The following is a 13,081-nucleotide window of genomic DNA, read 5'->3' on the forward strand; positions in this document are numbered from 1 at the left end:
AAAGCAAAAATCATTCGTTGGTCACCGGTTCGCCGGCGGATGCCGCTTCCGGCTTTGGCGCCTTTGCGAGCGCTTCGAGTAACGCTGGGTCTCTCAACACCTTGCTGACCAGGTTTTCCGCGCCACTTTTGCCATCCATATACGTTTGCAGATTGGCCAGTTGCGTACGCGCCTCGAGTAGCTGCGCAAGCGCGTCAACCTTCTTCGCGACGGCTGCGGGCGAGAAGTCGTCCATGCTTTCGAACGTGATATCGACCATCAGATGACCTTCGTTCGTCAGCGTGTTGGGCACCGCGAACGCGACACGCGGTTTCATGGCCTTCATTCGCTCATCGAAGTTCTCGATGTCGATATCGAAGAACTTACGATCGCCGACGGCGGGCAACGGTTCGAGCGGCTTGCCCGACAAGTCGGCGAGGACGCCCATCACGAACGGGAGTTCGACTCTCTTTTCCGAACCGTAAATTTCGACGTCGTATTCAATCTGGACGCGGGGGGCACGATTACGTGCGATGAATTTTTGAGAACTGGTAGAAGCCGACATAGTGCTCTGAGGTTGTTCGCTCAAATAAAAGAAGGAGCGGCGACACCGCTCGCTTTCGTATGAAATCCGCAAGCTGATGATGTTATGTCTCGGAGCAGCGCGGCGATATGGGCGGTTGCCAAAAAGTCTGTCCCGTTCGCAAAAGAGAGGCCGGGTTGGCGTGCGCGAACGCAGGTTCCCAGAGGGCTACCCGCGACGAGTACTTTCAGTGCGTGCCTGAATCGGGAACAACGGTGATTTCGACACGACGATTCATCTCGCGCCCCTGACTAGTTTCGTTGCCGGCGATCGGCCGGGTATCGCCATACCCCTGAATTGCGAAACGTGTGACGGGCAACGTAGCCGTGTTGACGAACCAATCGCGGATGGCCCGCGCGCGTGCCTCGGAGAGCTTTTGATTCGCGACGCTGGCACCCACGTTGTCAGTATGACCCGCGATGAGAATTCGCTTGTCGGGATTCGCGCGAATCAGATCGAGAACCGTGTGGAGCCTTGGCTCTGCACCTGACTTGAGCGTCGTCTTGCCGCTGTCGAATAACAAGAGGCTGTCGATCGTCACAGCAAGGGGCGGGGAATGCGCGGCGATCGTCGGGGAATGCGATGTCGCGGTCACGCGTTCAAGCGCGACTTGCAACTGCTTGCCCCGATACAGTCCCCAGCCGAGCCCGGTCGGCACACCGTTGCTCGCATAGCGAGCCAGCTCGGCGGATTGTCTGCGCAACGATTCGAATCGCTCATGCTTCGCATCCGCGCGGGCTGTGGGTATATGCGTGTAAACCTCGAGATCTTCGGCGACTCGCGTGACCAACCTGCTGTTCGACCATGCGGAGACACCAATCGACACCATCAGGACGACCGCCGACGCAGCCAACGCGTGCAAGCTTCCGGAATACGACCGGGCCCACTCGCTCTTCGAAACCCGGAATCTGTCGTTCCGCGCGATGGTCGTAAGTAAAGGCAGAGACAGCGGCTTCGGTTGAGCCTCCGGCCTCGTCAGCAGCGGCCGCAGCGCGGTCTTGCCGGTGAGCCATCGCGTCCATGCGCCTGGACGCATCGGCGGGTGTCCGATGTCGGCCAACAGCAAGCCGCGCAGCGAGAACGGCGCGGTGTTCGCGAGCGATGAAAGTATCGATAGCAGCGCCTCATCTTCTAGCCAGTCGAACACTGCATGCCCCAGACCGGCACGCGACGCACGTTCCGGGTGGGCGACAGCGAGCCAGGCCTGATCCAGCTGTTGCCTGAGCGCTTGCACATGTTGCCGCGCGGTTGCGGTCGCGGGTTGCATCGTCGAGATATTCATGGCATCGCCGAACCAGACCCGTTCCACTACGTGGTCGCTATTCGAGCCGAGGTGCGCGTAGATAGCGATATAGCAGGGTAATACGAACGCCCGGGGACCGATGCAAGCGTCGATTTGATGCTTCCAGCGGGAAAATTCGCGGCGAATCACAGCATCGTCGCACTCACCGTCGGGAACAACGGGCATCAACACGGCATCCGGCGGACGTTGATGCGACTCCATCACCGTGGCCAACACGCTGGACAACTGCTGCGGGGACCGGACACGCAACCACAGCGCATCACCGTTACGTCGCAGTGTGGATGTCTGGCCATCGCGTGCAAACAACGCGCCGGCATGCGGCCCGACGACGAGAACGATCGATAACTGACGCACGTTCCCGAGCTGAAAATCCTGATCCTCGTGGGTCGGATGCGATCGCCCGTAAGCTGGCAAAACGGCGGCGCCCACCCCCGTCAACAGAACAAGACTGAGCACAACGGGCCACGATGGTTGGAGAGCAAGCGGCAAACATAGCCATATCAGTCCAACTACGGAGACAGCGATCCAGATCAGCGCCGCCCGGTAGCTGTTTCCGGAAATCATTGCGAACGCTCCGTCTGCATAGGACTACTCTGCGGCGGCGACGTTTGAGGTAGACCGCGTACCGCAACGTCCAGACTAAGGTCCATCGCCGTCCATAGTGACGCGATGGCAACCGCACCAGCAATCACCCCGCCGGCGGTTCTGCGTGAATGTGAGATGCGTGACACGTCCGACGGCCGAAGCGAATTGGTCGGTGGCATGGCGTTATCCGGTGCGTCGGGTATGGAGAACGCCGCCTTATTACGCGGATGCCCGTTCAACGCCGATTTCGCACGCTCCAGATATGCGTTGGCGTTTTCTCGTCCGCCGTCGAAGCCCAGCCCCAGCAACATGGTGTAGAACTCAAGTCTGGCGGGGTCCGGATCGCCGCCGTCCACCACCGCCTCGATCCGGTGCCATACCCATGCGGCGCCATCACGCACGCCATGAAAACGCATCTGCAGCGGGTCACGCAACCATTCCTCGCGCTGCCTGGACGGCAATGCATGCAACGTCAGTTCATCTAGCAGAACGCATTGTGCGAGGCTGACTTCCCGGATGTCCGTTGCCGGAAAAGTTCGATCCAGCATTTGCTGCTGTAGCGTCTCGACCAACGTACTGCAACGCGCGCGCCAAAAAGGAATAGCCGGCAGCTCCGCGCCGTCGGACAGCAGTGCTGCATGCAACGCAGTCGCTCGCATGAGCGCGACTGTTGAGTCAAACATAATAAGAAACGTATTCGCGCCGGCACCCTCAGGGCATTTCGACGACATAGGTGACGAATGTATTGACGGTGCCAGCCGTGGCCCGACCGGTTGCGTAGTAGCTGGCAATGAACTTCACCGGCGTCGGATCCGTGGACGTGATCGGAACGACTCTCATCGTAGACCGGTCGCCGACCTTGATCCGCGATCCGTCCTCATTGGCCAGCATGACCTGTACATTCGTTGCCGACGCCGCCCCGCTCGCATTCTGCAGGTCCAGATTCCCGGTGTTGGGATCGGTCGACGAACCGCTCTCGAAATACACGCGCGCCCCCGTTACACCGCTTGGACATTGAATCGTGATGGTAAAGAACTTTGAGCCATCTATAACTCCGGCCGTCGGCAGCGATCGCGTCGAAAGCGTTGGCAACGTGACCGTCATGTCGGGCGAACTCACCAGCGCACACGTCGTCGCGTTATAGGTGCCACTAAAATTGAGCGTGACCGAAGGCGAGCCTTGCGCATGTACGCAAACCGATCCCAACAGCGCACCTGCGATCAATCCGGAAATTAGTCCGGCAATCCGAAAGTATCTGCAAATATTCTTCATTTTCTGACCTCTACTGTCGGCGGAATCATCTAAGCCGCAGCGCTGGAGCTGACCGGGTATCGACCTTCGCACTTCAGCGAAGCGAACTGACAAGCGCCGCGCCCGCTGAACGTCGCGCTACGGACTTTGCCGGCGGAGACCAGATTAGCGCTGGATCACAGCTCAGCTTGATGCGCGCAACGATCCCCGCGCGCTGACCGCTGTCCGCCTTGTCGTCGTCCGGCATCGTGTAGGGCATCACGCACTGCTCCGCTGCGCGATTGCCCCAGCGCACCAGCAGCTTGCCTTCGTGCTCGAGGCCGCGCAGGTACGAGAGGCCACCCTGACCGACGATGCCCACCGATTTCTCGGACTCGTCGAATAACTCGGTGCCCATCGGCATGGCTTTGCCTTCCCGATCCAAAACCTCGGCGAAAATCGGCGTGCCCTGCGTGGTCGCAATCTTCACCTTGACGAGCGAACTCGCGCGCGGCACGACTTCCTCACTCGTGTTGCCCAGTTCAACGTCGAGCGACACGTCGCTCGGATCCAGCGCGACCGTGTTGACCCGGTATGGCATCAGCGACGACACCACCGCATAGCCGTTAGCGTCAATCCTTGCACCCTGGCCATTGATGATCCGGCCGCCTTCCGCGCCTTTCGCTTCGACGAGCGCGAACGCCTGCCCAAGCGGCGGGCTCAGCGTCATGCCGCCACTGTGAACGACGACCGCGCCGTCGGCGTTGAACGCGGCTTGACGGGTCTGATTGCTGATCGATGCATTGACGTTGTAAGTAGCGAACGGCGCGCGATACATCGCGTAACCACCCGCGGAAACGGTCCGATTGTCGCCGGCGACGATCCGTGACGCGTTGACACCGTAGGTGATCGGCGTGGCTCCGGTCGTGTTGCCCGACGCAGTGGCCTGAATTGTGCTATCCCCGTTCGAGCCGCGCGAAACGTTGGTGGTCAGATAGTCGAACATATGATGCTCGTTCGAGTCGACCTTGCCGAGCGGAATCGTCAGGTTCAAACCTACCTGCGTGCTGATCTTCGAGTTTTGCAGGCGCGTGCGTTGCGCATATAGCGAGTAGGACACCCGCTTGTACGCGCTGTTGAAACCAACCTGATATTGCAGATCGTAGCCCTTCGACGCGCCCCAGTAGTTCTGCGAACTGCCGGCGATATAAAAAGAACTCGACTCGCCGATTGGCTGGTTGATATTCAGCTGCAGACGGCTGCGCGTGCGGTAGTCATACTGACCCGTGGTGTCTCGGGAACCATATCGCGCGTACATCGCGTCATGCAGGCTATAGAAGCGTGAGGTCGAGTATCGGTAAGCCGCAACCGAAAAATTCGTGTTGGGCCCTGGAAGGAGCTTGCTGTAGCTGATCCGGGTACTGTAGCCGGGACGACCACCAGACACGCCGGGAATATTCGTTCCCGCCGCCGTTACGTCAAACGCGAATGCACCGAGCGGCGTATTGAGCGCGACACCCACCAGGCCAGCCCAGTAACCTTCCGCAAACTGTGCACCGGTGTAGCCGGTCAACAGGTTTGTCAGGCCGCGCTGATAAACCGCCTGCGCCACCCACGGATGGTTATTCAGCACGGTATCGCGATAGACACCGGTCGTCAGATTGAAACGTGCAACGCCAGGCCGCAGCAACTGCGGGACGGACGCAAACGGCACCAGAAAAGTCCGCTGACGGCCGTCGGATTCTGTAATAGTGACCTGAAGGTCGCCGCCATAACCCGTAGCCGGCAGGTCGTTCAGTTCAAACGGCCCCGGCGGCACGCTGGTCTCGGCCACGATGATGTTGTTCTGACGCACGATGATGCGTGCATTGGTATCAGCCACGCCACGCACAACCGGCGCGTAGGAGCGCATGGAATCCGGCAACATGCGGTCGTCGCTCGAAAGCTGGACGCCACGCACGTTGAATGAGTCGAAGACGTCACCGCTCGTCGAGCTGTCGCCGATCGTCAGTTGGCTCTTAAGCGCCGTGACATCGTGTTGCGCAAACAGCGCGACACTTTGCCAATGCGTGCCGGAACCCCGGTTCTGCGAGCTTACCGTGGACCACTGGCGGAAACGCCAGCCGTTCACGTTGAATCCGCTTTGCAGGCCGAGGTAGACACTGCTGAAGTCTCCGCTACCATTGTTCTGGTGAGTCGTATAGCCGGCGAGACTGTATTGCACGAAGCCGGCGTTGATCCCGTTGTCCCAACGGGACGGATCAACGTAACCGGCAGCCTCCTTGCGCAATTCGATCTGTGGAATCGACAGATCGAGTTGCAGATCGGCGGTGTTGAACGATGCAACCGATCCCGGTACGGCTTCAACCAGCGGGACGCATTGCACTGACGCGTCCATATCGTCGAAGTCGCCCTTTCCTGCTTCCTTCAACCGCTGGGCCACGCGCTCGGTATCTACGCCAGCGCGCTCGAGGCCTGGCATCGTGAAACAGGGCGTTGCGATATCCGAGCCCGGCACTGCCTGAAACAGGACATCGAAGCGTCCACGCTTCTTACCATTGACGAGCAGTTCGAGCGGATAAACACCGGGAGCAACAGGATTGCCTCGCGTATAGCGTGACAAATCGGCGACGTTGCCCGTAAAGAATGCTGGATTGAACTCGACTTCTTGCGGAACTTCCGCAGCGGGCGCATTTGATGTCGCCGAGGTAGATGACGCATCCGTACGCGCAGCCTCTCCGTCGACACCGGCTTCCTGTTGCGGCAACTCGGACGCCGAGCAGTCGCTGGATGGCGTCGCCGCTGAGTCCGGCGCGCACGCGGCGACCGCGGAATTTGAGCAAAAGACCCAGCCCGACGCTATGATTGCCGCCCAAGCCAGTGGGTGAAACCGGAAAGGGACATTACTGAATACTCTTTCAACCGCCGTCTTACTATTCCGCACGCCCGACATCCCGTATTTCAATTATTGATTCTTTTGCGCTTCCGCGCTTTGAGCACCTGTCACTTCCGCCGAGTCCTTGATCGCTGTACCGAAGTCGTTCAGAACCGTATAGGAAACGGTGGCAGGAGCTTTGATATCCAGCTTTCCATCTTGTGGACGGAGATCGACGTGCCCGAACGGCGGTGCCATATCGGGCAAAAGAGCGACTTTCCTGCCTGCCGTTTCTACCTCTGCCGTGCCGACGGAAATGTAGTAGGGCGATGGGTTGTCCAGACGAACGATGCTCTGACCTTTGTCATTTGCCTCGACATGCCACTTCAGCTGGGCCCGCCCCGCCGTTGGGTCATCGAGCAACGATACCGGCCGGTAGAACATCTTGATACGCGTTCGGAACGCGAGCTGAATCATGTTCCGGTCATCAGCGTCCTTGGGCTTCGGCGGAATTTCGAGAACGTTCAGCCAATAGACAGCCTCACGGTCCTTCGGCATGTCGCCGCCTGTGAACATGATGCGCAAAGCCTGCCCTCTGTGAGGCTCGACCCGAAATACCGCCGGCAGTAACGTGAACGGCACCTTGATTTCATTCGGGGCAGCGGCCGCATCGCCGTCGTCCAGCCACGCCTGGACCAGGACCGGACGGCTGTCAACATTGTTCAAACGAACATTGACTTCACGGTTTTGCGCCGGATAAATAACTCGGGTACCGGTAATGGTGATAGCAGCTTGTGCAGCGAACGAGGTCACACTTAAGGCGACAGCTGCGGCGAACAACATTGGAAACTTCATTGAAGACACTCGCTCCTCCACGCGACAGGTAAGCGGAATGCCACTTCGGGTTGCCTTCGAACTAGAAGAGCAACCCGATGCCATTCGGCTTAGATTCGCTTACTGGTATGCCAACGTGTAGCGAACAACAGCCGTCACGTTACCGGCCGTGGCTCTGTCTGTTGCATAGTACTGGCCGGCGTAGTACATCGTTGCCGTACCGTCGGTCCCAACATCAACGAACTCGCCCGTGCTGCCCAGCGGAAGCACCTGCGCCGCGCCATTCGTGAAATTGTGGTCAAGCAATTGCACTTCGACGTACTGGGCCGGCGAGGTAGTTGCCTGGTTAATGGCATTACGCGTAACCGGGTCCATGTTCGTGGTCTCGAAATGCGCCGCGACCTGTTTCAGCGTTGCCGGGCACTGCGACACCGAAATGTTGAAAGGCGTGGACCCGCCGACTACGCCAGCCGCAGGCAGCGTCTGCGAAGACACCCGAGGCAGCGTGACCGTTTGGTCCTCGTCACCCGAGTTGATCACACAGGTGTCGTCATACAGTTCTCCATTGAACGTTACCTGACCTGTGCCCGGTACAGCTTGAGCGAAAACCATCGGCGCGACGGACAGGCCCATCAGCGCGATCATGAGTTGCGTTACTTGTTTTTTCATGAGATTCCTCTTTGTTGCCATTTCAGAACTACAAACCCTTGTAAAGCCGGGACGTCCAGCGATCGTCAAGGCAGAGGAATGATCTCATTGAAGAAGATCGGTGTTAATGGGCCAATACCCAAAATGAAAGACCAAATAGGTCAGTCGAGAAACGACGTGTCGATTCCTCGAACTGAACAGGTCACAGGACCACCCTACGATAGGGAGAAGGCGCCACGAGAACGACAGAATCCGCCTGAGAATCGCGGCAATTGCTACGAGCAGGACCACTCGCGCACGATCGTGACGAGTTCTACGTCGTTTCTGGCACCGAGCTTCTTCATGCCAGCGTTCTTCTGATTGCTCACGGTCTTCGGACTGCGATTGAGCCGCTCGGCAATTGTTGCGATCGACATCCCGTCGCAGATCATTCGCACGACCGTCGATTCTTTTTCAGATAGCAAATTGAGAGAAGATCCGCCTTGCGCTGCGCGCCCCGTTGCGCGCAACATCTTGTCCACAATGGAATCAGGCAGAAACACGCTTTTATTTTTGGCAACGCGGACGGCAGCGGTAAGGCTGACAAAGCCCTCGGGACCCTTGCCGACGAAGCCGGCCGCCCCCGCGTTGAGCGCAGCTGAAATGATGTGCGTGGACGAATGCGTGCTCAGGAAAACTACTCGTATGGCTGGGGCGACACGCCGGATCCGGTCAAGAAGGTTGAGACCGTCGGCATACGGATCGCCTTCGAATTCGTAGTCGCACACAAGAACATCGACTGGCACTTCAACCAACCGCTGGAGAAGCAGGCCAATACTTTCGCTTTTGAAGCAGACCTGGATGTCAGGACAACGCTGAAGAAGATGCTCGACGCCGAGGAGAATAAATGGATGATCGTCGGCGATACCCACTCTTATTTTGTTCACTCACACTCCATACCACGCAGGTGAATACCTTTTCCTTGCCGAAACACCCTGCATGATTTGTCACCAAAGTACCATGTCATTTCACGCCGTTACATGATGAGAAAGGCGCAGGGCATCTCGTCCCGTCCGCTCGTCGACTTCCCTGATCCTGTGTGTCGCCACGGGACGCTGCGTTTGCGTGGGCCTAGCCGCACACCTCAGCAGCAAGATCGAGAGCCGCAACCTTCCTGCTTCCAATGAAGCGAACGGCGTCGGGAACGCCTATCATCTAAGCGCACCAGTCGGTGCAGTCCAGATAGCGCATATCAAATTGTCTTGATCGTTCCACAAAAGCATTTTGGCACCACGCAAATAGAAGTTTTTGAACCACTGTTTTTTAAAACGATGCAAAATCGGTGAGAAAGCCGGTGTGCTTTGGTAAAGACAAAGCAATTTTTGGGCATGCAACCTAGCATGGATCAATCATGAAGATGGGATAGCGCAACGCACCCCAACTCGTCGGCGAGGAATTAAAACGTCTTCGCCTTGCGCAGAGGCGGATTGTACGATGCGCTAACAAGCCAAAAAATCAGCAGAGTCCTATATGCGTCATAGGTGCAAGAAGTGCTTTCAACATCCACCCCAGTCGGCCCGTCGCAATGCCCCATCGCCGCCGGCGTCACCGCCGTGTTTCTTCTAGCGGACCGCGCGACAGCAGGTCCGCGGTCGGCGCGCTGCCCGTCAATGTCACGACGCCGTTATCCGCGCGCGCTGTAATGTTGCTGGCCCGTAGTCCCTGGCTTCGTGCGTTTCTGAATGCGCGGCGTACGTCCCGCACGAGTTGCCGGTTGGTAGCCTTGATCTCGCCCGCGGTTGGCGCCGAACTCGCCGCAGCTTGTGCCGCGGGACCCGATCCGCCCGCTTGCGGCTGCGCGTGCGCAGTCAGGCAAGCGGAACACGACCGCGCTCGCGCAAACCAGCTTCAGCCATTTCTGTGCGTTCATTTCGTTTTCCTGTTGTGTATGGCCGGATGACATCGACGGTGGCGCCCGGCCGACTATTTCATCCGCTGCATTCGCCAGGCCGCGATCATGTGAGCCGCGCGGCGCGCGAGCGGAAGCCTTAGGCCGCAAAATGATTGCGCACGAGATCGACGAACGCGACCAGCCCGGTAAGCAGAACCACAATGAACAGCCAGCGTTCGAGCCGCGTAAACACAGGCCGTTTCCCCTTGCGACGCTCGGCGATGTAAAACCACACGGTCGCCGCCGTATAAAGCACGGTCGACATCAACAGATAATGCAGGCCGCCCGCGTACACGAGAAAGAGCGCGTATCCGCAGCCCAGCAGCGCGAGCATGAAATCGATGCGCCGTGACCACGGCTGCCCCGCATACGATTCGCCGCTCGCTGCGAGCTTCAACCCATAGCCGGCGACGAGCAGATACGGGATCAGGTTCATCGACGTCGTGAACTCCTTGGCCAGCGTGAACGCTTCTTTCGAAAACAGCGTCACGATCAGAAAGGCCTGAATCACGAGGCTCGTCATCCACAGTGCGGCGACCGGTACGTGGTTGCGGTTTTCTCGCCCGAGAAACGCGGGCATCGTGCGGCTCTTGCCCGCCGCGTGCAGAATTTCGGCGGCGAGCAACGTCCATGCGAGATAAGAACCGAGTACCGATATCAACAGGCCGAGCTTGACCGCGACCGCGCCCCAGGCGCCGACCACGGCGCTCAGCACGCCAGCCATCGACGGATTTTTTAGCGTGCCCAACTGCTCGAGCGGCAACACGCCATACGACAACAACGTGACCATGACCATCAACGCAAGCACGCAGAGAAAGCCGAGTACGGTCGCGACCCCGACGTCGCGCCGTTCGCGTGCATGCCGTGAATAGACACTCGCGCCTTCGACGCCGAGAAACACGAATACCGTGCCCAACATCGTCTTGCGCACCTCGCCGAACAGACCGGTCGCCGACGGCTCGGGAACGGTCCACAGGTTCGCGATGAACAACTGCCACTTGACACTCGATAGCACGAGCACCGCGAACAGTCCAAGCGCGAACAACTTGGCGGCCGTCATCGACGCATTCACTACCGACGAGCCCTTCACGCCGCGCAGTATCAGGAAGTGAAACACCCAGATCATCAGCGAGGAACTGACGATCGCGCTAAACGTATTGCCAGCGCCGAATGAAGGCGCGACGATCGCGAGCGCGGACTTGATCAGCACGAGATACGCCACGTTGCCGAGACAGCTGGCGCACCAGTAACCGAACGCCGACAGAAATCCCGTGTAGCGTCCAAACCCGACGCGCGCATACGTGTAGACGCCAGCGTCGAGTTCCGGCTTGCGCCATGCGAGCCGTTGAAAGATCAGCGCGAGTATCAGCATGCCGGAGCCGGTGATGGTCCAGCTGATCAACGAACCGACTACGCCGGTATATTTGCCGAGCGCCTGCGGCAGCGAAAAGACGCCCACCCCGACCATCGAGCCGATCACCATCGCCATCAGGCCCGGCGCTGAAACTCTGACGCGCTTGTCCATTGCTGCGATCGCTCTCCCGCGAACACGTTCCGATCGAGCCGCGCTCGTGCGACTACGATGATCGACCGCTCAGATGACGATCGTGCCGGTCGCGAGGCCGATCAGCGCGCCAATCGCGCCGCAGGCCGCGACGGCAAAGATGACCCGCTCGACTTTCGAAAACACCCGCTGGCCGCGCTCGCGTTTGGCCACCACATACAGCACCGTACCGGGCGCATAAAGCAGCGCCGATAGCATCAGGAACTTCAGGCCGCCCGCGAACAGCAGAAAGGCCGTATACAACGTCGCGAACATCGCGACGAAATACTCGGTGCGCAACGCGCCGCTCAAGGTGCCGCCATTCTGTCCACTATCGTAACGCGCGGCCTTGATGCCGTATGCGGCCACGAGAAAATAAGGAATCAGCACCATCGAGCTCGTGAGATTGAGCATCAGCGCAAACGCGTCGGTCGACCAGTACGTGCTGATTACGAAACACTGCACCACGGTACTCGTGAGCCAGATCGCGGCGACCGGCAGCTTGCGCTCGTTTTGTCGCGCGAAGATACGCGGCATCGTCTCGAGACGCGCGGCGGCGAACAGCACCTCGGCACAGATCAGCGACCATGCGAGGTACGCGCCGAGGATCGAAATGATCAGACCGGCGCTGACGAACACGACACCGAATGGGCCGAGCAGCGCGCCGAGTACCGCGGCCATCGACGGCTGGCGCATCACCGCAATATCGGCGCGCGGCAAGGTCGCGTAAGGCAGCAGCGTCACCAGCACCAGCAGACACAGCACGGCGACGAAGCCGGTGATCGTCGCGGCGCCGACGTCCGAGCGCTTTTTCGCATAGCGCGAGTACACGCTCGCACCTTCGATACCGACGAACACGAAGACGGTGACGAGCATCGTCGCGCGAACCTGCGAGAACAAGCCCTTGCCGATCTGATCGCTGCGTTCCCATAGATTCGCGCGAAACATGTCGGCGCGAAACAACGCGATCAGCATCACGATGAACAGCACGATTGGAATCAACTTCGCGACCGTGACGATCGTGTTGATCATCGTGGCCTGCTGGACGCCGCGCAGCATCACCAGATGAAACAGCCAGATGCCCACCGACGACACGATGATCGCGGTCGCCGTATTGCCGTTGCCGAAGGCCGGCACGAAAGCGCCAAGCGTCGATTTGATCAGCACCCAGTACGACACGTTGCCGAAGCAGCCGGCCATCCAGTAGCCGAATGCGGAGAGAAAGCCCGCATAATCGCCGTAGCCCGCTCGCGCGTATGCGAACACCCCCGCATCGAGCTCGGGCCGTCGCTGCGCGAGCGCCTGAAAGACGCGCGCCAGCGCATACATGCCGATGCCCGCCACGCACCATGCAATGACCGCGCCGAACGGTCCGGTCGCGCGCGCGAAATTGCGCGGCAACGAGAAAATCCCTGCGCCCACCATTGAGCCGACGACCATCGCGGTCAATGCGGGCAACGACAGTTTCGTCTCGACCTGGGTTGCCATCGTCCACCCTTCAGAGAAGCTGATTTCTTCCGGAAATGGACTGACGCGGAGCAGGTACGCGTGCATTGCGCATCTCCTGTCAG

The 13,081-nt window shown here is 59.3% G+C and carries 10 protein-coding genes; all 10 read right to left on the reverse strand.

The window, feature by feature from the left end:
* Positions 1-10: 10 nt before the first annotated feature.
* A complete protein-coding gene (gene tssB, locus OKW40_RS00880; RefSeq protein ID WP_184068521.1) occupies positions 11-544 on the reverse strand; it encodes a type VI secretion system contractile sheath small subunit in 534 nt (177 codons plus the stop codon).
* Between the two features lie 205 nt (positions 545-749).
* Positions 750-2,429 carry an OmpA family protein gene (locus OKW40_RS00885; protein WP_429487695.1) on the reverse strand — a complete coding sequence of 560 codons (1,680 nt, stop codon included), beginning with the start codon at positions 2,427-2,429 and terminating at the stop codon, positions 750-752.
* Positions 2,426-3,181 carry a DotU family type IV/VI secretion system protein gene (locus tag OKW40_RS00890; protein ID WP_260331819.1) on the reverse strand — a complete coding sequence of 252 codons (756 nt, stop codon included), beginning with the start codon at positions 3,179-3,181 and terminating at the stop codon, positions 2,426-2,428. The genes OKW40_RS00885 and OKW40_RS00890 overlap by 4 nt, the downstream gene beginning before the upstream one ends.
* Positions 3,162-3,722 carry a fimbrial protein gene (locus tag OKW40_RS00895; protein WP_429487697.1) on the reverse strand — a complete coding sequence of 187 codons (561 nt, stop codon included), beginning with the start codon at positions 3,720-3,722 and terminating at the stop codon, positions 3,162-3,164. The genes OKW40_RS00890 and OKW40_RS00895 overlap by 20 nt, the downstream gene beginning before the upstream one ends.
* Before the next feature lie 73 nt (positions 3,723-3,795).
* A complete protein-coding gene (locus tag OKW40_RS00900) occupies positions 3,796-6,633 on the reverse strand; it encodes a fimbria/pilus outer membrane usher protein (RefSeq protein WP_429488454.1) in 2,838 nt (945 codons plus the stop codon).
* A gap of 12 nt (positions 6,634-6,645) precedes the next feature.
* Positions 6,646-7,410, reverse strand: coding sequence for a fimbria/pilus periplasmic chaperone (locus OKW40_RS00905; protein WP_260330353.1), 765 nt, complete (start codon positions 7,408-7,410; stop codon positions 6,646-6,648).
* A 99-nt stretch (positions 7,411-7,509) separates the two neighbouring features.
* Positions 7,510-8,058: a fimbrial protein gene (locus OKW40_RS00910; RefSeq protein WP_184023634.1), complete on the reverse strand. Its 549-nt coding sequence runs from the start codon at positions 8,056-8,058 to the stop codon at positions 7,510-7,512.
* A gap of 254 nt (positions 8,059-8,312) precedes the next feature.
* The gene (locus OKW40_RS00915) at positions 8,313-8,963 is read right to left on the reverse strand and encodes a response regulator (protein WP_429487700.1); all 651 of its coding nucleotides are present in this window, start codon (positions 8,961-8,963) and stop codon (positions 8,313-8,315) included.
* Between the two features lie 1,101 nt (positions 8,964-10,064).
* Positions 10,065-11,492 (reverse strand): basic amino acid/polyamine antiporter, encoded by a 1,428-nt coding sequence (locus tag OKW40_RS00920; RefSeq protein WP_429487702.1) that lies wholly within the window; start codon positions 11,490-11,492, stop codon positions 10,065-10,067.
* Between the two features lie 69 nt (positions 11,493-11,561).
* Complete coding sequence (locus OKW40_RS00925) at positions 11,562-12,998, reverse strand: basic amino acid/polyamine antiporter (protein ID WP_429488456.1); 1,437 nt, start codon at positions 12,996-12,998, stop codon at positions 11,562-11,564.
* Positions 12,999-13,081: the final 83 nt, after the last annotated feature.

The organism is Paraburkholderia sp. RAU6.4a (genome assembly GCF_050435625.1).
Classification (GTDB): domain Bacteria; phylum Pseudomonadota; class Gammaproteobacteria; order Burkholderiales; family Burkholderiaceae; genus Paraburkholderia; species Paraburkholderia tuberum.